We start from the raw sequence: 22,495 nt of genomic DNA on the forward strand, positions 1-22,495 counted from the left end.
TCAGAGCAACCGGAGCTCGGGCATCCGCAGCTCGTAGCCCACGCCGAGCCCGGTCAGCTCGTGCAGCCAGCCGTTGCCGACGGCCCCGCTCCCGAGTCCGTTCCCGACGACACCGCCCCCGAGTCCGCCGAGCAGACCGAGGCCCGCCCGGGCGCGGGGGTCGTCGCTGTTCCGGGGCCGGCCCAATCGGGCGACCGGGGGCACTCGCAGCGCCGGACGCACCGGAGCCTCCTCGTCCAGCCCGCCCCGCAGTCGGGCGATCCGTGCGGCGTCGCGGAGCCCGCCCAGCTCGTCGACCAGCCCGGCCTCGAGGGCGTCGCGTCCGGTCCAGACCCGGCCACCGGCCACCGCGTCGATCTCGTCGACGGTGCGGCCACGGCCGACCGCCACCTTGGCCACGAAGTCGCGGTAGATGGCGTCGATCGCCGCGGCGATCCGGGCCTGCTCGGACTCGGTCCAGCGGCGCCGGGAGGAGTTGATCAGGGCCTGCTCGCCCTGGGTCACCGCGTCGGTGGTCACCCCGAACCGGTCGAGCAGCCGCGCGACGACCAGCTTCCCGCCGAAGACGCCGATCGAACCGGTCAGCGTGGCCGGGGCGGCGACGATCACGTCGGCCGGGCAGGAGACGTAGTAGCCGCCGGAGGCCGCCACCGATCCCATCGAGACCACCACCGGCTTGCCGGCCTCACGGACCCGGACCACCTCGCGCCAGATCGTCTCGGAGGCGACCGCCGAGCCGCCGGGGGAGTCGACCCGCAGCAGCAGCGCGGCGGCGCGGTCGTCCTCGGCTGCCGCCCGCAGCTGGGCGGCGACCGTGTCCGAGCCGACCTGCCGGCCCATCGGCCCGCGCCGGCTGCGGCCCGAGCCGATCCCGCCGCGGACCTCGACCAGCGCGACGTGCCGCCGGGCCGGGAGCCGCGGCAGCCGACGCGGCGACCAGCGGTCGGCGAACAGCAGCTCGGTGCCCTCCGGCAGGTCGTGCCGGGCGTGGGCGTGCACCTCGTCGCGGTAGCCGAGCCGGTCGGCCAACCCGGCCTGGACCGCCTCGGCGGCGGTCAGCGGTCCGCCGTCGGCCAGCTGTTGCACCCGGTCGCGCTCCAACCCGCGGCCCTCGGCGATCGCGGCGGCCGCGTCCTGCCAGAGGCTGGCGGTGAGCCGGGTCAGCGACTCCCGGTGCGCCTCCGTGTACGCGGTCTGGAGCAGCTGGTCGGGCGCGTTCTTGTACTCCCGGCGCCGCTCGACCTGCGGCTCGATCCCGGCCCGGTCGAGCGCGCCGCGCAGGAAGGTGGTCTCGGTGGCCACGCCGAGCGGTCCCAGCCCGCCGCCGGGTTGGAGCCAGAACGTGTCGAACCCGGCGGCCAACGCCACGGCGGCGGTCGTCCCGGGTCCCTCGAGGCTCTCCGCCCAGGCCCAGGTCGGCTTGCCCGAGGCCCGGAAGACGGCCAGGCCCGCGCGCAGCTCCTGCGCGGTCACCCAGTCCAGGCCCGGCCCGAGCCGGGCGAGCAGCCCGACCACCCGCGGGTCGTCCCCGGCCTCGTGCAGCGCGCGCAGGGTAGGTCGCAACAGCCGTCGGCCGCGGCTGCGGAACCGCTCGAGCGGGTCCTCGCCGGGTTCGGCGGGCGGCTCGGTGAGGTCGAGCTCGAGCAGCAGGCGGGTCGTCCCGGGACGGCGCAGCTCCATGACCGCCACGCTAGTTTCGCCGGCCAAAGGCCCGGCCTGGCCTCGCTGCCGAGAGGGGCGGAGGGGGACCGCAGACCGTCGGCGGCCGCGAGTAGCGTCGTGGACGTGTCAGAGAACGTCTCGCAGAACGATGACCAGCAGACCTACCCACTGGCCGGCCACCGGGTCCACCGGGTCGGCTTCGGCGCCATGCAGCTCCCCGGCCCGGGGGTGATGGGGCCGCCGCGCGACCACGACCAGGCGATCGCCGTGCTCCGCCGCGCCGTCGAGCTCGGCGTCGACCACATCGACACCGCGCAGTTCTACGGGCCGAACGTGGCCAACAAGCTGATCCACGAGGCGCTGCACCCCTATCCGGACGACCTGGTGCTGGTCTCGAAGGTCGGGGCGGTCCGCGACGACGCCGGCAACTGGCTCATGGCGCAGGCGCCCGACCAGCTGCGGCAGGGCGTCGAGGACAACCTGCGCACCCTCGAGGTGGAGCAGCTCGGGGCGGTCAACCTCCGGCTGCCGGACGCCGCCCACCGCGGTCCCGAGGACGCGGAGATCCCGCTCGAGGACAAGCTGGCCGCGATGGCCGCGCTGCGCGACGAGGGCAAGATCGCCGGGATCGGCATCTCCACCGCCAGCCTCGAGGAGGTCCGCACCGCGCACGAGAGCGTCGGGCTGGTCTGCGTGCAGAACGCGTTCAGCCTGGCCGACCGGAGCGACCGGCCGGTGCTCGACTACTGCCTCGAGCAGGGCATCGCCTACGTGCCGTACTTCCCGCTGGGATCGGCGTTCCCGGGGATGCCCAAGGTGAGCGAGCAGCCGCAGGCGATCGACGTGGCCCAGCGGCTCGGCCACAGCCCGGCGCAGGTCGGGCTGGCCTGGCTGCTGGCCCTCGCGCCGAACACGCTGTTGATCCCGGGCACGTCGAGCCCGGACCACCTCGAGGAGAACCTCGCCGTCGCCGGCATCCGGCTCAGCGCCGAGGACGTCGCCGAGCTCGAGCAGATCGGCGGCTGAGCCGGCCGCTGAACCAGGCCTAAGGACGTCAGTCGCGACCGGCCGGGTCCGTCTCCCACCAGGGGCGGGTCCGGCCGTCGCCGTCCGCAGTGGCCTGCTGGCCCTGCGCGGCGGCCGCCGCGGCCCGGGCCGCCTCTTCGGCGTCGAGCCGGGCGTCCAGCTCGGCGGTCCGGGCGCGCTCGTGCCGCCACCACTCGACGAACACCGCGACCAGGAACGGCAGGGCGACCAGCTCGGCCAGGCTGAACAGCACCCCGCCGGCGATCTGCTGGTCGAGCCGGACGCTCGGTCCCCAGTCGCGCGGCTGGCGGGCGTACCAGCCGCCGGCCAGCAGCGACGAGCTGACCATGATGAAGATGCCCGGCAGCGAGTCGAACAGTCCGTCGACGAACACCAGCGGCACCCGGACGCCCGGCGTGCACCAGGCCGGCAGCAGCTCGACCCCGCTGAGCATCGGCAGCACGAACAGCAGCCCGGTGACCAGCAGCTGCAGGTGCATCAGCTGCCAGACCGCGGGGTGGGTGAGCGCGGCCTCGAGGTAGGGCGTGAAGTAGATCGACAGCTCCGAGGCTAGTACCGCAGCCGAGCTGACCAGCGGGAACGTCCAGAACCGCAGCAGCGGCGAGGCCAGCACCGCCGCCAGCCGGGCCCGGCCCGGCGGGCCGGAGCCCTCGCGGACCAGGCCGATCGGGTCCCCGATCGCCAGCCCGAGCGGCGCGAGCAGGTCGAGCATGATGTTCGCGGTGGTCACCGGCCAGAGCAGCACCCGGGCGTAGACCGCCAGCACCGAGCAGGTCGCGATCACCACCGCGCCGAGCCCGAGCCCGTAGAACGCCGCGGTCCGGCCGGCCGACCAGCGGCCCCCGGCCCGCCGCACCCGGCGGATGCCGGCCGCGTACAGGGCCCCGGCCAGCACCACGAAGCCGAGGGCGAACGGGTCGAACCGCCAGCGTCCGAACACCGCACCGGCGGTCAGCCGGGGCAGTGCGGTCGGCACGGTGAGCGGCAGCGCCCCCAGCGGGACGGACAGGACCAGCGCGCTCACCCGGCCACCCTGCCACGCCCGCCCCGCTCACCCCTCGCCACCTCGCACCCCCAGCGACCACCTCGCACCCCCAGCGACCACCTCGCACCCCAGCGACCACCTCGCTCACCCCTCGCCACCTCGCACCCTCAGCGACCACCTCGCACCGTGTATTTGGGGTGCGACGTCGACGTAGGTGGTGCGACGTCGCGCGTGGGAGTCGACGTAGGTGGTGCGACGTCGCGCGTGCGACGTCGACGTAGGTGGTGCGACGTCGACACAGGCGGTGCGACGTCCCGCGGGAACGACGGCGCTGGGCCCGTGCCGGGGCCGTTTGGTTAGCTGGCCGGGTGAGTGACGCCTCCGAGCTGCCCGTGGGGATCGCCGACGTCGAGGCGGCGGCCGTGCGGATCCGCGACCAGGCCGTCCGGACGCCGTTGCTCGGCTCGGCCGCGCTCGACGCCCGGGCCGGCGGACGGGTGCTGCTCAAGGCCGAGACGCTGCAGCGGACCGGGTCGTTCAAGTTCCGCGGCGCCTACAACCTGATCTCCGCGCTCGACCCGGCCGAGCGCGACCGGGGTGTGGTGGCGTTCTCGTCCGGCAACCACGCGCAGGGGGTCGCGCACGCGGCCAGCCTGCTCGGGTGGGCGTCGACCGTGGTGATGCCGGCCGACGCCCCGCCGCTCAAGATCGAGCGCACCCGGGCCTTCGGGGCGACGGTGGTCACCTACGACCGCGCCACCGAGAGCCGCGAGGAGATCGCCGCCGCGCTGGCCGCACGGACCGGGGCGGTCACCGTGCCGCCCTACGACCACTCGATGATCATGGCCGGCCAGGGCACCGTCGGGCTCGAGCTGGCCGCGCAGGCCGCCGAGCGGGAGCTGGTGCCCGACCAGGTGCTGGTGCCGTGCGGCGGCGGGGGCCTGACCGCCGGCATCGCCACCGCGCTGGCCGACCGGCTCCCACGAGCCGTGGTCCGACCGGTCGAACCGGCCGGCTACGACGACACCACCCGTTCGCTGGCCGCCGGGGAGCGGGTGGCCAACGCGGCCGGGGCGAGCTCGATCTGCGACGCGCTGCTCGCCCCCACACCGGGCGAGCTCACCTTCGCGGTCAACGCGGCGCTGGCCGGTCCCGGTCTGGTGGTCGACGACGACCAGGTGCGCGCTGCGGTGCGGTGGGCGTTCGAGGAGCTCAAGCTCGCGGTCGAGCCCGGCGGCGCGGTCGCGCTGGCCGCCGTCCTCGCGGGGGTGGCGGACACCGCCGACCGGGTCAGCGTGGTGGTGCTGTCGGGCGGCAACACCGACGCCCGCTGGCTGACCTGATCCACCCGCACGACCGGACGGCGGGACCCGAACGGCAGGACGGTCAGTCGGGCAGCGCGTAGCTCCGGCTGAAGTGCAACGGGTGCTCCAGGCACCGGGTGCGGGCCGACAGCAGCGCGCCGTCGACCACCGCACCGCACGGTTCGCGGACGGTCCGGACGCTCAGCGGGGACTCGTCCTCGCGACGCGAGCCGCCGCCCACCGCGGCCGGCCAGCGCAGGCTGAGCCGTGGTTCGAGGTGCCGGCCGAGCGCGCCGAGGAAACCGCCGATCAGGACGCGCTCGGGGTCGAGCAGCGCCTGCAGGCCGTGCAGCACGGAGGTGAGTCCGTCGGCGCTCTCCTGGAGCGCGGCGTCCACGCCGGGGTCGCCCGCGTCGGCCGCGGCGTCCACCCGGGCGAGCGCGGCCCGACGGTCGGTGCGGACCAGCTCCTCGGCCTCGTCGGGGCCCATCCCGGTGCTGGTCAACAGGCCGCGCAGGTTGGCCACCGTGCACAGGCAGCCGCGGCGTCCGCACCAGCAGGGACGGCCGCGCGGGTCGACCACCCAGTGCGCGATCTCCCCGGCGCCGCCGGCGCCGCGGAGCAGGTTCGGGCCGACCAGGACGGTGCCACCGACCGCCTCCTCGCCGCCGACGTAGATCGTCACCGCGCGGTCGTCGGTGGGTCCGGCCTCGGCGACGGTGGCCAGCGCGGCGAAGTTGCAGTCGTTGTCGATCCCGACCGCGGCGTCGAAGCCGAGGCGGTCGAGGTGGTCGAGCAGCTCGTCCCCGAGCGGCCGGTCGTGCAGCCCCACCGCCTTGGCGTTGATGACCCGGCCGGTGGCGCGCCGGATCACGCCGCCCACCCCCACCTCGACGGCGAGCAGCGGCTGGTCGGGGGAGACCTCGACGAGCAGCCGACGGAGCAGGTCGGTGATCACCGTGCCGGCGTCGTCCTGGCCGGGTTCCCAGCGGCGCTCGGCCCGGCCGAGCTCGCGCCCGCCGAGGGTGGCCAGCCGGGCCTCGGACCGCGACGCGGCCAGGTGCACCGCGGCGACCAGGTAGCCGTCGCCGTCGAGCCGGAGCTGCCGGAGCGGACGGCCGACCGTCCGGGTCCGGACCGGCGCCGACTCGGTCACCAGCCGGCGGCCGCGGAGCTCGCCGACCAGCTCGCTCAGGGTGGAGGTGCCCAGGCCGCAGCGCTCGGCGATCGACGCCCGGCTGTCCGGCCCGTGTCGCTGCAGCTCACCGAGGATCGCCGCCAGGTGGCGCTCGCGCGGGTTCTCCGGACCGTGGCCGCCGACCTCCAGCGAGCCCAGGTGACGAACCCTCAGCACGCGCCGAGGGTAGTACGGCCGCTCAGCCACCCAGCTGCGCGCGGACGACCGCGTCGAGCTCGGCGGCGTAGCGGGCGGGGGAGAACCGCTCGGCGGTGGGCGCCGCCTCGCGCTCCGCCGCGGCCGCGAACCGCGTCCAGTCGTCGCGGATCCGCACCACCGCCGCGGCCAGCGCCTCCGGGTCGCCGGGCGGCACCCGGACGCACGCGGTCAGCCCCTCGACCGCCTCGGGCAGCCCACCGGTGTCGGTCACCACCTGCGGCCGGGCGGCCAGCGCCGCCTCGACCGCGACGTTGCCGAACGGCTCGTCCGCGACCGACGGCACGAGCACGACGTCGGCCTCGGCGGTGTCGGGCCAGCGGTCGGAGCGGAACCCGGCCAGCTGCACCCGATCGGCCAGCCCGGAGGTCGCGACGGTCTCGCGGAGCTGCTGCTCGAACCACTCGTACCCGGTGAACACCGAGCCCAGCAGCGTGAGCCGGGCGTCGAGGCCGCGGTCGCGGAGGACGCGCAGCGCGGCCACGGCGACGTCGGGCCCCTTCCGTGGTGAGAGCCGGCCGACGTAGAGCAGCCGCAGCGGCTCCGGGTGTGGGCGCGGCGGGGTCGGCGCGGGCGGTCCGGCCACCGCGTTGTAGACCACGGTCGACCTCCGGCGCAGCGCAGGAGCGGCCGCCGCGACCACGTCGAGGCTGAAGCGGCTGTTGACCACGAGGTGGTGGGCGAGGTGCAGGGGAAGGTGCAGCAGCACGGCCAGCGGTCGGGCCAGCCCGGTCTCGCCCTCGTGCACGTGGCAGACCACCCGGACGCCGCGGAGCCGACCGAGCGCCAGCCAGAGCGGGGCGACGATCGAGTTCACCACCAGCACGTCGGGGCGGACGTCGGCCAGCAGCCGCAGCCCCGGCCGGACCGAGCCGACGGCGTCCCGGACCAGGCCGAGCAGACCGCGCGGGCGCAGCGCGGACTTGCGGACGATCGCCGTGGGTGCGGTCCGGACCGGGATCCCGGCGTCGGTGAGCAGGTCGGCCAGCGGGCCCGGACCGGGCAGCACGACGGTGACGTCGTGGCCGGCGCCCCGCAGGCCGGTGGCGGTCTCCCACGCCATCCGGTCGGCGCCGTAGAGCTCGGCGCCGAGATTGGCGATCAGGACCTTCGCCACACTGGCTCCTCGTGGGTTTCCGGACCCGAATACATCTCGGGAAGATCACGCATTGTGACGATTCGACGTCGAAGTCCTGGCGTTCGCGGCGACGCCGACGCTGTAATCGCCAGCAATCCGAGAATTGGGTAAAGAGTTCACGTCCGTGCGTCCGGTCTTGCCCGCGAGCACCGATCGACGCACCGACCGGACGGTAAGGTACCGGTCGTTCGTTCCCTCCACGAACCGGAAAGCCAGCCGGGACCCTCTGTGGTGGGCAAGAACCTCGGCCGGGGGGCTTTCACGATGAATGGATATCTTTCAGCGCCGTTCGACCTGCTCAACGTCGAAGACCTCGACGTGCTCGAGCAGGCCCGCGCGCTGTCCGACCGACTGCTCGTCGGGGTCTGGTCCGACGAGCTCGTCGAGCGCGTCTACGGGCGTCCGCCGGTCGTCAGTCTGGACGAGCGGATGGCGCTGCTGCGCCGGCTGCGCGGGGTCGAGGACGTGCTGGTGCACGACGACGTCGACCCGGTCGCGCTGACCGACGCGGACGAGGGCCTCCGGATGTTCGTGGTGGCCGACCGTCCCGCCGACGACCTCGACGCGTGGGCGGACCACGACGTCGAGCTGCTGCCGGTCCGCCGGACGACCGCGAGCCTCGCCCTGCGGCGGGCCCTCGCCCTGCGGGTGCCCGCCGAGCTCGCCGACGCGGCCGTGGCATGACCACCGGGGTGCGCGGCCCGGACCTCGGGACGCGCGAGGAGACCGACGCCGAAGGGTTCGGCGCGGCGCTGCGCCGGCTGCGTCAGGCGCAGAAGAGTCCCAAGGGTGCGCCCTTCTACTCGCTCTGGGTGAACCGGCCGCTCGGCCGCGTGTTCGCCGCCCTGATGTACACCTGGGGCCGGACGCCGAACCAGGTGACCGCGATCAGCGCCTGCTTCACCTTCGCCGCGCTGGTCGCCGTCGCCCTGGTCCCGCCCGGCCCGCTGGCCGGGGTGCTGATCGGCCTCGGGCTGGTGGTCGGCTACGCGCTCGACTCGGCCGACGGCCAGGTGGCCCGGCTGCGCGGTGGCGGCAGCGTCACCGGCGAGTGGCTGGACCACGTGATCGACAGCGTGAAGAACGGGTCGCTGCACCTGGCGGTGGCCATCGGGTTCTACCGGTTCGTGCTGCCCGAGCACCCGGCCCTCGACCCGTGGTGGCTGCTGGTGCCGCTCGGGTTCTCGGTGGTCGCCGGGGTCCACTTCGCCGGCATGCTGCTGACCGAGCAGCTGTCCCGGGCGCGGCGGATCAGCCTCGGGATGACCGCGGTGGCACCGGGCACCACCCCGCGCTGGATGTCGCTGGCCAAGCTGCCGACCGACTACGGCGTGCTCTGCCTGAGCTTCGTGCTGCTCGGCGCGCCGCTGGTCTTCGCCACGGTCTACACGGTGCTGGCCGTGGCGAGCGCCGGCTACCTGGTGCTGGTGCTCGGCAAGTGGTACCGCGACCTGCGGGCGCTCGACCGGACCGCGGCCGCCGGGAGCGCGCCGTGACCGACCCCGGGGTGGACGGGCCGGTCGTCGGCTACGTGCCCGGCGCCTGGGACATGTTCCACGTCGGTCACCTCAACATCCTGCTGCGGTCGCGCGAGCAGTGCGACCGGCTGGTCGTCGGCGTGGTCACCGACGAGGTGCTGTTGGCGGCCAAGGGCAAGGCGCCGGTGGTGCCGCTGGCCGAGCGGATGGACGTCGTCGCCGCCTTCGACCTGGTCGACGAGGTGGTGGTCGACTACTCGAGCAACAAGATCGAGGCCTGGCAGCGGGTGGGTTTCGACGTGCTCTTCAAGGGCGACGACTGGCGCGGGACGCCGAAGGGTGACCGGCTCGAGCGCGAGATGGCCAGCGTCGGGGCCCGGTTGGCCTATTTCCCGTACACGGTGCACACCTCGAGCACGATCCTGCGCGAGATGATCTCGCACCGGGGCTGACCGCGCGCGAACCGGCGGCGGCGGGAAGGCGCCGACGGTGGTCGAACTCTTTCGACGAACTGGCGCGGTGTCGGACTTTCTTCCCTTAAGCTTCACCTGCGGTGTGGGCCGCGTCGGCGATGGGGATGTCGCCATCTTGGGGATTGTTTCTTTTTCGGGGGACTTCGGATGAATGCTCGGCCGTCCCGCCGTGCACGCGTACTCGCGCGTGCCCTGGCGGTCACCACTTCGGTTCTCGTCGCGTTGACGGCCCTGGGCAGCATCGCTCCCACCGCCTCCGCCGCCACCAGCTCGGCACCCCCGGTGATCAGCCGGCCGACCGGTGCGGTCACCGCCGACGCCTTGCCCACCGTGCAGATCGACGGCGTCGTGTGGGACCAGGCGATCGTGGGCAACACCGTCTACGCCGGTGGCCAGTTCACCACCGCCCGCCCGGCCGGTGCCGCGGCCGGCACGAACACCACCCCCCGCTCCAATCTGCTGGCCTACGACATCACCACCGGCAATCTGATCACCTCCTTCGCGCCGACGGTCAACGGACGAGTGCGGACCGTGGCCGTGTCCCCCGACGGCTCGAAGCTCTACATCGGCGGGTCGTTCACCTCGGTGAACGGGGTCAGCCGCTATCGGATCGCCGCCTTCAACACCGCGACCGGTGCGCTGATCAGCAGCTTCGCCCCCACCGTCGGCTCCGACGTCTTCTCGATCACCGTCACCAACAATGCCGTCTACCTCGGCGGCTGGTTCACCACGGTCAACGGGGTCGCGCGGACCCGGCTGGCGGCTGTCGACCCCACCAGCGGTGCCCTGCTCGGCTGGGCCCCGACCGCGGACAACACGGTCTACTCGCTGGCGGCCAGCGGTGACGGCTCCAAGGTGATCGTCGGCGGCAGCTTCGCCAACGTCAACGGCTCGTTCTCCCCGGGGATCGCCTCGCTCGACGGCACGACCGGCACCTCGCTGCCGTTCGCCGCGAACAGCCTGATCCAGAACTACGGCGACAGCGCGGGCTCCTACAGCGTGCGGGTGACCGGGAACGTGGTCACCGTGACCGGCTTCTGGTTCGGCGGCACCGGCAACTTCGAAGGGGTGTACGCCGCCGACCTGAACACCGGCACCATCCAGATGATGGCCGACTGCCACGGCGACACCTACGACTCGACCGTGATGAACAACGTCGTCTACCTGGTGAGCCACGAGCACGACTGCAGCAACGTCGGCGGCTTCCCGGACACGAACCCGCGCAACCGCTGGCAGCGCGCGAACGCCTGGACGCTCGCCGCGGCCGGCACCGTCCAGCCGAACACCGCGGGCGGGTACTACAACTTCGCGGGTCAGCCGGCCCCGTCGCTGATCAACTGGTTCCCCGACGTCGCGTCGGGCACCTACACCGGCCAGAGCCAGGGTGGCTGGACCACCGAGTCCAACGGGTCCTACGTGATCGAGGGCGGGGAGTTCCCGACCGTCAACGGCACGGCCCAGCAGGGACTGGTCCGCTTCGCCGTCCCGTCCATCGCCCCGAACAAGCAGGGCCCGCGCGCCACGAAGGTCGAGAGCACCCCGACGCTGCGCGCCGTGGGCGACACCTCGATGCGGATCAGCTGGCTGACCAACTACGACCGGGACGACCAGGTGCTCACCTACAAGGTCTACCGGTCCGGGACGGCGGCGCCGATCTACACCACGACCGCGACCTCGCAGTTCTGGAACCGGCCGACCCTGAACTTCACCGACACCGGCCTGACCAAGGGCAAGGCCTACACCTACTCGATCACCGCCTCGGACGCGAGCGGCAACACCTCGACCAGCAACCAGGCGACGGCGACCGCCGGCGTCAACGCGGTCGACCAGTCGCCGTACTCGCAGGCCGTGATCGCCGACGGTGCCAGCAACTACTGGCGGCTCGACGAGGCCACCGGCGTGACCACCTCGACCGACTGGGCCGGCGGCAACGACCTGACCCTGTCCAGCGGCGTGACCAACGGCAAGGCCGGCGCCATCTCCGGGTCGACCGACACCGCCGCCGGGTTCGACGGCACCGCGAACGGGGTGGCCGTCGGCCGCAACCCGCAGACGGCTCCCGACACCTTCAGCGCCGAGGCGTGGTTCAACACCACCACGACGAGCGGCGGCAAGATCCTCGGCTTCGGCAGCAGCAGCACCACGGCGAACAGCGGCTCGTACGACCGGCACGTCTACATGGACAACGCCGGCCACCTGGTCTTCGGGGTCTACCCGGGATCGGTCCAGGTGCTCACCACCTCGAAGACGTACAACGACGGCAGCTGGCACCACGTGGTGGCCGAGCTGTCGCCGGCCGGGATGCGGCTCTACGTCGACGGGCTGGCGGCCGGCGCCAAGTCCAACGTCACCAACGGCCAGGCCTACACCGGCTACTGGCGCGTGGGCGGCGACAACCTGGGCGGCTGGCCGAACCAGCCGAGCAGCGCGAACTTCGCGGGCACGATCGACGACGTCGCGATCTACCCGAGCGCCCTCAGCCTGACCCAGGTGCGCGACCACTACCTCAAGAGCGGTCGCAGCCTCGGTGGCACGGCGCCGACCGACGGCTACGGCAAGGCGGTCTACGCCGACAACCCGGACCTGTTCTGGCGGCTCGACGAGACCTCCGGCAGCACCGCGGCCGACGCCAGCCCGAACGGCAACAGCGGCGTCCTCTCCGGCGGCTTCACCCAGGGGGTCAGCAGCCCGGTGACCACCGCCGGCAAGGCCGTCACCTTCAACGGCAGCAACGGGACGATCGGCTCGAGCCAGCAGGTCAGCGATCCGAGCGTCTACTCCGAGGAGCTGTGGTTCAACACGACCACCACCCACGGGGGCAAGCTGATCGGTTTCGGTGACCGGCAGTCGGGCACCTCGGGCAACTACGACCGGCACGTCTACATGGAGAACAGCGGTCAGCTGACCTTCGGGGTCTGGACCGGTCAGACCAACCTGATCACCTCGCCGAAGAGCTACAACGACGGCTCGTGGCACTACCTGGTCGCCACCCAGGGCGCCGACGGGATGAAGCTCTACGTCGACGGCCAGCTGGTCGGCACCAACCCGCAGACCGACCAGCAGGCCTACGCCGGCTACTGGCGCGTCGGTGGCGACAGCGACTGGGGCGGCGACAGCCCGTTCTTCGCCGGCACCATCGACGAGGTCGCGGTCTACTCCGGGGTGCTCACCGCGGCGCAGATCAGCGCGCACTACGCCGCCTCGCCGGCCGGCCAGCCGGCGCCGAACCAGCCGCCGACGGCCGCTTTCAGCCAGACCTGCAGCCAGGGCGCGTGCAGCTTCGACGCCAGCGCGTCGACCGACCCCGACGGCACGGTGGCGAGCTACGCCTGGGACTTCGGGGACCAGTCGACCGGCACCGGGGCGAAGCCGAGCCACACCTACACCGCCTCCGGCACCTACACGGTCAAGCTCACGGTCACCGACGACCAGGGCGCGACCGACACCGAGACGGCGCAGGTCACCGTCACGGTGCCGGCGCCCAACCAGGCACCGACGGCGGCGTTCACCAGCAGCACGCAGAACCTGGCGGCGACCTTCGACGGCACCGGGTCGAGCGATCCCGACGGCACGGTGGCGAGCTACGCCTGGGACTTCGGTGACCAGTCGACCGGCACCGGGGCGAAGCCGAGCCACACCTACACGGCCGCGGGCACCTACACGGTCAAGCTGACGGTCACCGACGACCAGGGCGCGACCGACTCGGTGACCCACACCGTCACGGTGAGCGCCGCGAACCAGCCGCCGACGGCGTCGTTCACGGCCACGACCACCGGGCTGTCGGTGGCGGTCGACGCCTCGGCGTCGAGCGATCCGGACGGCACCGTGGCCGGGTACGCCTGGGACTTCGGTGACAACGGCACCGACACCGGGAAGACCACCAGCCACACCTATGCGGCGGCCGGCACCTACACGGTGAAGCTGACGGTGACCGACAACCAGGGCGCCACCACCACCGTGTCCAAGTCGGTCACGGTGGCCGCGGCCAGCCCGGTCATCGCCGCCGACACGTTCACCCGCACGCAGACGAAGTGGGGGACCGCCGACACGGGCGGCAGCTGGACGCTATCGGCCGGGACGCCGTTCAGCACCGACGGCGCCTCGGGCCTGATCAACCTCGCCAGTGCGGGCACCGGGCCGAGCGCATCTCTCGGGTCGGTCTCGGCCGCCGACGTCCGCTTCGACAGCCAGTTCTCGCTGAGCAAGGTGGCGACCGGGGGCGGCGTCTACTACTACGTCGACGCCCGCAAGACCAGCCAGGGCAACTACCGCGCCAGCGTGCAGGTCACCTCGAGCGGTGCGGCGGTGCTGAGCCTCCGCAAGGTGGTGAACGGGACGGAGACCACGCTGAAGTCGGCCACCGTCTCCGGGCTCACCGTCTCGGCGAACACCGTGCTGGACGTCCGGTTCGAGGTGAGCGGCAGCACCCTCGGCGCCCGGGTGTGGAAGGACGGCTCGACCATGCCCGCCAGTGCTCAGGTCACGGCCACCGACACCACCCTGACCTCGCCGGGGTCCGTCGGGCTCGCCACCTACCTCAGCGGCAGCGCCACCAACGCCCCGCTCGTCGTCAAGGTGGACAACGTCTCGGTCACCAAGCCGAACTGATCGAGCTCTCCCGACGCCGGCCATCCGCTCCGCGGGTGGCCGGCGTCGTCTTGGGGACTGACCCGAGGGATGTCATGATTCCCTTTCGGGTTGTTCTCGCGCATTCCCGTCATTCCCCAGATTCCCGCGCACCTCGGCGAATTCTTCGCCGGGTGGGTGCTGCTCACCATCGAGGAGGTCGGATGAACGTCGGTTCTGCCGAGCTCCCGCGCCGGGTGGCGGCCAGGCGGTGCCGGTGAGCAGCCTCGGTCTCACGTCGGCCCGGGTCGACCAGACGCCCGCGCAGCGAACGGACGGTCCAGCCGCGGGCGACCCGAACCTCGACCGTGAGGTCGGGCGGGACGAACCGCCGGCGCCTCGACCCGGACGGCGGCGCGCGCTGCTGGTCGCCGCCGTCGTCGCGGTGGTGCTCGCGCTGGTGGCCGGTCTGGTCGTCCTGCTGCTGCACCGCACCGAGCCGGCGTCGTCCGCGAGCTCCGCCGCGCCCACCGAACCGCAGATCCCGGCCAACGCGGCGGCCGCCCTCGACACCGACTACCCGGTGCCGGCCGATGCGGTGGTGGTGGCGCCGAGCGGCGAGGACGGCTGGCCCGGCAGCCTCCAGCAGCCCGTCCGCACGCTCCGACAGGCCATCGCGGTGGCTCGGCCCGGAGCGACGATCGTGATGCGGGCCGGGGTCTACCGGGAGGGCTCGACCGGCTGGGTCACGAAGTCCCTGACCGTCCAGGCCTATCCGCACGAACAGGTCTGGTTGGACGGGAGCGACGTGGTCGCGCAGTGGCGGCGGGACGGCGACGGACTCTGGAGCACGCCCTGGCGCACGCCCGGGCTCTGCGGCGGCGACTACGAGTCGACACTGCTCGGCCGGCAGACGGCCGACGGCCCCTGCAGTCATCCCGACATGGCCTCGGGCGTCGTGGGTGACCCGCAGCAGGCGTGGCTGGACGGTGCGGCCCTGACGCAGTACGCGACCCGCGCCGAGGCAGCCCGCCGTGGGGGGTTCTCCTACGACCACGCGGGTCACCGGCTCTATCTCGGGGTCGATCCGGCCGGGCACCGGGTCGAGCTGGCCCGGCGGCCCACCGGCCTCGCCGTCTTCGGCGGCGGCACCCGCTCCTTCACGGTGCGCGGGATCGGTTTCCGGCACTACGCGACCAACGAGTACACCAACCAGACGTCTGGCGCCCTGGTCCTCAACCGGACCCTCGGCGGCCGGATCGAGCGGGTCGCCGCGACGGCCAACTCGGGGGGCGGCGTCCTCACCTGGCAGGCGAGGAAGCTGGTGATCAGCGGCGCCTACCTCTCGGGGAACGGCTTCGACGGTCTGTGGGTCGACGGCTCGGCGCGGACCGGGGAGCGCGACGACTTCCGGCTCGAGAACTCCAGTGTCGACGGGAACAACACGGCCGGGTTCGGCGCCGACTGCGACGAGTCGTGCGGAGCGGCCGGGGCCAAGATGTCGTTCCTCCGCGGCGCGGTCATCCGCGACAACTCGTTCTCCCACAACCGCGGGCGTGCCTCCGGGTGGTGGTGTGACACCTGGTGCTCCGACGTCACCGTCAGCGGCAACCTCGTCGTCGGCAACGGCAACTTCGGCCTCGGCTACGAGTTGTCGGAGACGGGACTGCTCGCCGACAACCTGGTGCTGCACAACGGCTGGCAGAGCAAGGCCAGCGGGATCATGGTGGGGTCGACCCGGACCGGGGTCTACAACAACTCGATCGTCGACAACTACTCCGGCGCGCTGCTCTACGACGACCCGCGCTCCGGCACCTTCAAGGGCTACCGGCTCCCACCCGACACCCGCGAGCTGCGCTTCGTCGACAACCTGGTGAGCGGGGGAGCGGAACAGCGTCCCCAGGTCGACGTCCGAGCCGGAGGGCCGGGCGGGGCGGGGAACACCACGCCGTCGGAGTTCGTCCGACAGTCCGACGCGAACAGCTACTTCCGCCCGCCGGGGTCCTCCGCCTGGGTCTACTACTGGGAGGAGAAGATCGGCAGCCACGAGCTGTACACCGACCTCGCGGCGCTGACCGCCCGCCGCCGGGTCGAACAGCACTCCTCGCAGATCGAGGACGGCGACCGGGCACCCTTCTTCGTCGATCCCGCCACGGGTGACTACGACCTCGACCCCGGCTACCGGGCGGCCAACCCCGGCGTGCCGGTCCCGCCCCGGGTGGCGGCGGTTCTCGGTCTGCCGACCGGCGAGGCGGTGCCGCGTGGGGCTCCCGGCGTGACCGGGGTCGGCCGGCTCGACCTCGGCGGGATCCCGGGCAGTGCCGTGCCGGCGGAGCCGGTGGCCGTCCAGGCGAACGTGGTCGGCCCGCCGCCTGCGACCCTGGTCGCACGGCTCGACGGCTCCGAGCGCAGCCTGACGCTGCCGGTCGCGCTCAACGCCGGCGGGTGGGCGGTGGAGCTCGCACCGAAGGCCTTCACCGGTCTCGGACCGGCGACCGACGGCTACCGCCTGACCGTCAGCGCCTACGACGGCCGGGGACGGCTCCTCGCGGCCGCCGAACACCGTTTCGGCTGACCCCGCAACCCGATCGGTGACCCGTTCGAATTCCGGGCCGCACACTGAATAACTGCTGAAATTTCCCGGCATCCGGCGAGTGCACCGAAAAGCAGGGTGATCCCTTTTCGGTTATGATCAGGGAATTCGAGTCAGGCGCTGGGGGAGGCGCCGGTGGGCGGTGGTTCGCCCGCAGGCTCGCTGACGGGGGAACATCCATGACACCGGTTCGTCGTACCGCTGCGCGCGCTTCGTGGCGGAGCAGCATCGTGTTGGTCGCGCTCAGCCTGGTCGCGGCGACCCTGTCGGTTCTCGGCAGCGCCCGCCCGGCCGCCGCGGCGACGGTGCCGCCGATCCTGAGCCGCACGAGTTCGATGGTGACCGCCGACGCGCTCCCGACGGCACAGATCAACGGCGTCGTCTGGGACCAGGCGATCGTGGGCGACACCGTGTACGCGGGTGGCCAGTTCACCTCGGCACGGCCGGCCGGCTCGCCGGCCGGGACCAACGAGTCGCCGCGCAGCAACCTGATGGCCTACAGCCTCAGCACCGGCAAGATGACGAGCTTCGCTCCGACGGTCAACGGTCCGATCAAGGTGATGGCCCTCTCGCCGGACAAGAAGCGCCTCTACATCGGCGGCTCCTTCACCTCGGTGAACGGCAAGACCCGCAACCGGGTCGCCGCCTTCGACACCACGACCGGTGCGCTGGTCACCACGTTCGCCCCGAACGTCAGCTCGAACGTCTTCTCGATCGCCGTCTCGTCCTCGGCGGTCTACCTCGGCGGCTGGTTCAAGGCCGTCAACGGCGTGGCCCGCACCGACCTGGCGGCCGTGTCGCCGAGCACCGGAGCGACGCTCGGCTGGGCGCCGACGGCCGACAGCACGCCCTACTCGATGGCGCTGAGCACGGACGGCACCCGGCTGATCGTCGGCGGCATCTTCAGCACGCTCAACGGGGTCAGCGCACCCGGCATCGGGTCGCTGAGCACGAGCACGGGGGCGTCGCTGCCGTTCGCCGCGAACAAGGTCGTCAAGAACTACGGCAACAGCGCCGGCATCTACAGCGTGCACGTCTCCGGGTCGCTGGTGCTCGCCACCGCATTCTGGTTCGGCGGCACCGGGAACTTCGAAGGCATGTTCACCGCCGACGTGGCCACCGGCACCATCAAGTCGATGGAGGACTGCCACGGCGACACCTACGACGCCAACGTGTTCGGCGGCGCCGTCTACACCGTGAGCCACCACCACTACTGCGCCAACATCGGCTCCTTCCCCGACACCAGCCCGCGCAGCCGCTGGCAGCGGACCGACGCGGTGAGCCTCAGCCCGGTGGGCACCGTGCAGACCAACGGCCAGAACGGGTACGCGAACTTCGCCGGACAGCCGGCGGCGGCGATGTACAACTGGTTCCCCGACCTGACCATCGGCACCTTCACCGGCCAGAGCCAGGCAGCCTGGACCGTCGAGTCGAGCGGCAGCTACCTGGTCGAGGGCGGTGAGTTCCTCACCGTCAACGGGGTCAAGCAGCAGGGCCTGGTCCGGTTCACCGTCCCGTCCCTCGCGCCCGACAAGATGGGCCCGCAGGTGTCGTCCGCGGCCAGCACGCCGACCGCGATGGCCACCAGCGCCACCAGCGTCCAGCTGACCTGGCCGAGCACCTGGGACCGCGACGACCAGAACCTGACCTACACCGTCTACCGGTCGGACCTCAGCACCCCGCTGACCACGCTGACCGGCACCTCACAGTTCTGGAACCTGCCGACCCGGAGCTTCCAGGACACGACCGTGGCCCCGTCGACGACCTACAGCTACACGGTGAAGGCGACCGACCTCAACGGCAACTCCGTGACCAGCGGTGCGGCGACCGTCACCACGCCGGCCGACGACGGCTCGTCGCGGCAGGCCAGCCCGACCCCGACCCCGACGCCGACGCCGACGCCCACCCCGGCTCCGGCCCCCGCGCCGGCCAAGCCGGCTGCCGGCACCGTGCTGGCCCGCGACCAGTTCGGCTCCTCGGCCACCTCCGGCTGGCCGGCGGCGCAGCCGGGTGGCTCCTGGACGCTGAGCAGCTCGCGGGCGTTCTCGGTCACCCAGGGCTCCGGCCGGACCGCCGTCAAGGCGGGCAGCACGACGAGCGCCGCCCTGCGCAAGGTCACCGCGGCGAACAGCACGACCACCGTCGACGTCACCGCGCCGGCGGTGCCCAAGAGCGGTGCGGTGGTCTACGCGGTCCAGAGCCGCGGCACCAGCTCCGGCGACTACCGCCTCCAGCTCCGGCTGCAGGCCGGGGGCACGGTGAAGCTCGTCCTCGCGTCGGTGCGGTCCGGCAAGACGACCACCCTCGCGTCGACCACGCCCAAAGGACTCACCTACAAGGCCGGCACGGTCCTCCACCTCCAGCTGGCGACCACCACCCCGGGTTCCGGATCGGGGGCGGTCCTGGCCGGCCGGGTCTGGACCGGGTCGACGGTGCCGAGCAAGCCGCAGCTGACCAAGGGCGTCACCGGTGGCCCGGCCGCCGGCTGGTCCGGGGTGGTCGCGAGCATCGACCCGAAGTCCACGGTCAGCGTGAAGGGTCGCACCGTCGCGGCCGCGCTCACGCTGCGCTTCGACAACCTCGTCGTCAAGGCGCTCTGAACGCCCGGAGCGTCCCGGCCCGCCGGCCGTGGGCGCCCCACGATCGACTCACACCCCCTCACAATGGACACCGGTCGCGTCGAGGCGTCGGCCACCAGGCTCCGGACGCTCCGGAGCGGAGAAAGGATCCGCACGTGCCGGCGTGTTCCCCGTCCCCCCTGCCCCGCGGTGGTCACCGACCGGAGTTCCCGCGACGGCTGACCGCCTGGTCGGTCGGGCTGGTCGCCGTCGGCGTCCTGCTGGCGGGCTGCAGCGGCAACACCCCGGACGCCGGCGGCACCCCGACCCCGACGAGCCCCACCAGCGGGAGCGGATCGCCGACCTCGGCTCCGACGAGCGTCACCCCGCCACCGGCCACCGGGTCCTCGGGCAGCGGGGCCACCGGGACGCCCGCCAGCACCCCGGTCGCGCCGCCCACCCCGGGCAGCGTCACCAGCACGGTGTCACCCAGCGCCGTCCCGACGAAGTCGCCGGTGGCGATCGACAAGCCCGCCACCGTGAACGCGGTCCGGGTCCAGGTGACCGGACAGAAGTCGATCACCTCGAAGGCCCAGGGCCCGGGAGAGGTGGCGGGGCCGGCGGTCGCCCTCACCTTCACGGTGACGAACACCGGGAACCGACGGGTCGGGCTCTCCACGGTGGTGATCAACGTGTCCGATGCGGCCGGCGCCCCGGCGTCACAGATGACCGCGAGCCCGGCGCGCCCGTTCTCGGGCTCGCTCGCGCCCGGTGCCAAGGCGACCGGTGTGTACGTCTACAACATCGCCCAGAGCGCGCGCGGCAAGATCAGGATCGAGGTCTCGGTCGCGCCGACCCTGCCCACCGTCGTCTTCGTCGGCCGGGCGATCTGAGCCGTGGCCCACCCTGAGGGCCGGCTCGCGGTGGTGATCGTCAACTACGGGTCGCACGCCCTGCTCGAGGAGCTCCAGCTCCCGCAGGTCCCGTGGCTGGAGGTCGTCGTCGTCGACAACCTGCACACCCCCGCGTCGCGCGAAGCCGCTCTCGCGCTCTGTTCGGCGCGGGGCTGGACCTGTCTGCCCCAGCCGGCCAACCTCGGCTTCGGCGGTGGGGTGAACGCCGGCCTGCGGTACGCCCGCGAGCGCGGATTCGCCTGCTTCCTGCTGCTCAACCCGGACGCCCGCATGACCCCGGAGGCGTTGTCGGTGCTGCGTGACCGCTGCCTCCAGCGTCCCGACGCGCTGATCAGCCCGGTGATGGTCACCAGCACCGGGCGGCGCTACTTCCGCGGATCGCAGCTCGACCTGCGCAGCGGGCGGACGCGCGGCGGGTGGTCCGGGTCCTCGACGCCGGAAGGGTCGCGACCCGGTGGTGAGGGCGAGCCGACCGGCCGGTGGGTCGACTGGCTGACCGGTGCCTGCCTGGCCTTCCACCGCGACGTCCTCGACCACCTCGACGGGTTCGACGAGCCCTACTTCCTCTACTGGGAAGACGTCGACTTCAGCGTCCGGGCGGTGCGCGCCGGACTCTCGCTGGTACTGCTCGAGGACCTGACGGTCGTCCACGACGAGGGCGGGACCCACCGCGACGCGCACTCCGGCCGTGACCGCGACGACGTCAAGTCGGCCGTCTACTACCGCTACAACTGCCGGAACCGACTGCTGTTCGGGGCGCGCCACCTGGACCGCGGCGGGCTCGTGCGCTGGATCGTGCTGACCCCGCGCGAGAGCTGGCAGATCCTCTGCCGCGGTGGGCGCCGACACCTGCTGACCCACCCCGCGCACCTGCGAGCCGGTGTCCGGGGATCGCTCGAGGGCATGCTGGTCGCGCTGCGGGCCCTGCTCAGTCGTCGGCGGCCGGGGCCGTCGACGGGGTGAGCGCCTGCCGGCGCGCGGTGCGACGGACGTAGAGCGCGTTGGCCAGCACCTGGAACAGGCCGACCCCGATCGCCGACCCGATCACCGGACCCATCGCCCCCAGCGGCACCGCGAGAGCGATCGACAGCCCGAGGTTGACCGGCAGCATGGCCAGGATCATGTAGGCCTGGAAGCGGAGACCGGGCGGGTCGGTCAGGAACATCCCCAGCGGGTACTTCGCCGCCTGGAAGACCATCAGCACCGCGAACGCGACCAGCAGCCCGACGGGCAGCGTGATGGCGCCACCGCTGGCCAACCGCGCCAGCAGCCCCGAGCAGAGCGCGACGACGACCGCGACCAGCGCGGCGGTTCCCGCGAAGACCAGCGACATCCGGAATGCCGAACCGGCGTCGCGCCGGCCCCGCGCCCGGTCCTTGGCGAAGATCGGCCACAGTGCGACCCCGGCGGCGCTGGTGACGGCCCAGATGGGGGTGAACATCTGCGAGGCGAGGTTGTAGCGCGGCAGCTCGGCCAGGCGCCCGACGTGGCTGAGGACGAGGCGGTCGGTCTGCATCGCGATCGGCAGCGCGATCATCTGGATGAGCATGGGCCAGGCGGTCGAGAAGACCGGGGCCCCGCGGACCGTGCGCAGTCGGGGTGCGGCGCGCACAGCCCTGCCCAGCGTCGGCGTGATCATCCTGGCCGCCGCCAGCGTGGTGGCGATCGAGAGCACGAGGGTCGCCGCGAAGGCCACGACAGCCACGTACCCCCCGCCCGGCAGACCGAGCGTCACCATGGCGACCAGCACCAGCAGCACGATCGGGGTCTGCAACCCGACGGTCAGCACGGTGACGTGGTTCCTGCCGAGTCCGCTGAGGATCCGTTGTCCCACGCCGAGGGGCACCGTGATCCCGATCAGGGCCAGACACCACGCGGCCGCGGCCGGCCCGGAGACCGGATCGAGCCCGCCGCCCAGCAGCAGCGGCCAGATCCCGAGCAGCGTGATGATCACGCTGACCAGCACGATCACGGCCGCGGAGAGCGTCAGCAACCGCAGCGAGGTGATCAGGGTCCGACGCAGCCGGTCGTCGTCGCGCGGGTTCTCGGACTGGGCGACCACGTTCATGATCGCGGCCGAGATGCCGAGGTCGGCGAAGGGCAGCAGCGTGCCGATGCCGACCAGCAGCCCGTACTGCCCGAAGGCGGCCGTGCCGTAGTTCTCGATCACCAGGCGCGTCACCACGATCCCCAGCAGGGCGCTCACCGGCAGCACGAGGATGCGGGCACCCGCGCTCTTGCCGACGCTCCGCCAGACAGTCCGGGCTCCCCGCCGGCCCGTCGCCGGGGCGGCGGCCGGTTCGCTCGTCGGCGGTGCCAGGCTCTCGACGGCCTCGGTCGCCACCAGGTCCTGGTCGGCGTCCGCGGTCCCGTTCACCGTCTCC

Annotated in this window: 16 protein-coding genes; 10 read left to right on the forward strand and 6 right to left on the reverse strand. The window is 72.8% G+C overall.

Annotation, left to right across the window (positions count from 1 at the left end; translation table 11 throughout):
• Positions 1 to 1,680: a signal peptide peptidase SppA gene (sppA, locus tag FHX74_RS01270; protein ID WP_182558279.1), complete on the reverse strand. Its 1,680-nt coding sequence runs from the start codon at positions 1,678 to 1,680 to the stop codon at positions 1 to 3.
• Between the two features lie 105 nt (positions 1,681 to 1,785).
• Between sppA and FHX74_RS01275 the strand changes: the two genes are divergently transcribed.
• The gene (locus FHX74_RS01275) at positions 1,786 to 2,688 is read left to right on the forward strand and encodes an oxidoreductase (RefSeq protein ID WP_182558280.1); all 903 of its coding nucleotides are present in this window, start codon (positions 1,786 to 1,788) and stop codon (positions 2,686 to 2,688) included.
• Positions 2,689 to 2,716: 28 nt separating this feature from the next.
• Here FHX74_RS01275 and FHX74_RS01280 read toward each other — a convergent pair whose 3' ends face one another.
• On the reverse strand, positions 2,717 to 3,733 hold the full coding sequence (locus tag FHX74_RS01280) for a cytochrome c oxidase assembly protein (protein ID WP_220483367.1): 1,017 nt from the start codon (positions 3,731 to 3,733) through the stop codon (positions 2,717 to 2,719).
• Between the two features lie 329 nt (positions 3,734 to 4,062).
• Between FHX74_RS01280 and FHX74_RS01285 the strand changes: the two genes are divergently transcribed.
• Complete coding sequence (locus FHX74_RS01285; RefSeq protein ID WP_182558281.1) at positions 4,063 to 5,037, forward strand: threonine ammonia-lyase; 975 nt, start codon at positions 4,063 to 4,065, stop codon at positions 5,035 to 5,037.
• Between the two features lie 43 nt (positions 5,038 to 5,080).
• On the opposite strand, the gene FHX74_RS01290 is transcribed toward FHX74_RS01285, so the two are convergent.
• Together FHX74_RS01290 and FHX74_RS01295 are read right to left on the reverse strand one after the other, a co-directional pair.
• Positions 5,081 to 6,352, reverse strand: coding sequence for an ROK family protein (locus tag FHX74_RS01290; RefSeq protein ID WP_182558282.1), 1,272 nt, complete (start codon positions 6,350 to 6,352; stop codon positions 5,081 to 5,083).
• A gap of 22 nt (positions 6,353 to 6,374) precedes the next feature.
• On the reverse strand, positions 6,375 to 7,508 hold the full coding sequence (locus tag FHX74_RS01295) for a glycosyltransferase family 4 protein (RefSeq protein ID WP_220483368.1): 1,134 nt from the start codon (positions 7,506 to 7,508) through the stop codon (positions 6,375 to 6,377).
• A 285-nt stretch (positions 7,509 to 7,793) separates the two neighbouring features.
• On the opposite strand from FHX74_RS01295, the gene FHX74_RS01300 reads away from it, so the two are divergent.
• The 6 genes from FHX74_RS01300 (at position 7,794) to FHX74_RS01325 (ending at position 19,239) form a co-directional block, all read left to right on the forward strand.
• Positions 7,794 to 8,213, forward strand: coding sequence for a cytidyltransferase (locus FHX74_RS01300; RefSeq protein WP_182558283.1), 420 nt, complete (start codon positions 7,794 to 7,796; stop codon positions 8,211 to 8,213).
• Positions 8,210 to 9,025 carry a CDP-alcohol phosphatidyltransferase family protein gene (locus FHX74_RS01305; protein WP_182558284.1) on the forward strand — a complete coding sequence of 272 codons (816 nt, stop codon included), beginning with the start codon at positions 8,210 to 8,212 and terminating at the stop codon, positions 9,023 to 9,025. Before FHX74_RS01300 ends, FHX74_RS01305 begins: the two co-directional genes overlap by 4 nt.
• Positions 9,022 to 9,459 carry an adenylyltransferase/cytidyltransferase family protein gene (locus tag FHX74_RS01310; protein WP_182558285.1) on the forward strand — a complete coding sequence of 146 codons (438 nt, stop codon included), beginning with the start codon at positions 9,022 to 9,024 and terminating at the stop codon, positions 9,457 to 9,459. The genes FHX74_RS01305 and FHX74_RS01310 overlap by 4 nt, the downstream gene beginning before the upstream one ends.
• A gap of 303 nt (positions 9,460 to 9,762) precedes the next feature.
• On the forward strand, positions 9,763 to 14,088 hold the full coding sequence (locus FHX74_RS01315) for a PKD domain-containing protein (protein ID WP_220483369.1): 4,326 nt from the start codon (positions 9,763 to 9,765) through the stop codon (positions 14,086 to 14,088).
• 235 nt (positions 14,089 to 14,323) lie between these two features.
• Positions 14,324 to 16,621: a right-handed parallel beta-helix repeat-containing protein gene (locus tag FHX74_RS01320; protein WP_182558287.1), complete on the forward strand. Its 2,298-nt coding sequence runs from the start codon at positions 14,324 to 14,326 to the stop codon at positions 16,619 to 16,621.
• A 248-nt stretch (positions 16,622 to 16,869) separates the two neighbouring features.
• Positions 16,870 to 19,239: a fibronectin type III domain-containing protein gene (locus FHX74_RS01325; protein ID WP_182558288.1), complete on the forward strand. Its 2,370-nt coding sequence runs from the start codon at positions 16,870 to 16,872 to the stop codon at positions 19,237 to 19,239.
• A gap of 172 nt (positions 19,240 to 19,411) precedes the next feature.
• On the opposite strand, the gene FHX74_RS01330 is transcribed toward FHX74_RS01325, so the two are convergent.
• On the reverse strand, positions 19,412 to 19,726 hold the full coding sequence (locus FHX74_RS01330) for a hypothetical protein (RefSeq protein WP_182558289.1): 315 nt from the start codon (positions 19,724 to 19,726) through the stop codon (positions 19,412 to 19,414).
• Between FHX74_RS01330 and FHX74_RS01335 the strand changes: the two genes are divergently transcribed.
• Both FHX74_RS01335 and FHX74_RS01340 read left to right on the forward strand, forming a co-directional pair.
• Positions 19,713 to 20,090 (forward strand): DUF7507 domain-containing protein, encoded by a 378-nt coding sequence (locus FHX74_RS01335; protein ID WP_182558290.1) that lies wholly within the window; start codon positions 19,713 to 19,715, stop codon positions 20,088 to 20,090. The two genes, FHX74_RS01330 and FHX74_RS01335, sit on opposite strands and share 14 nt — an antisense overlap.
• Before the next feature lie 3 nt (positions 20,091 to 20,093).
• Entirely contained in the window at positions 20,094 to 21,074 is a 981-nt protein-coding gene (locus FHX74_RS01340) for a glycosyltransferase family 2 protein (protein ID WP_182558291.1), read from the forward strand.
• Here FHX74_RS01340 and FHX74_RS01345 read toward each other — a convergent pair.
• Positions 21,040 to 22,488, reverse strand: coding sequence for an MATE family efflux transporter (locus tag FHX74_RS01345; protein ID WP_182558292.1), 1,449 nt, complete (start codon positions 22,486 to 22,488; stop codon positions 21,040 to 21,042). The genes FHX74_RS01340 and FHX74_RS01345 overlap by 35 nt on opposite strands.
• Positions 22,489 to 22,495 lie beyond the last annotated feature (7 nt).

The sequence above is a fragment of the Microlunatus kandeliicorticis genome, assembly GCF_014137855.1.
GTDB lineage: Bacteria > Actinomycetota > Actinomycetes > Propionibacteriales > Propionibacteriaceae > Microlunatus > Microlunatus kandeliicorticis.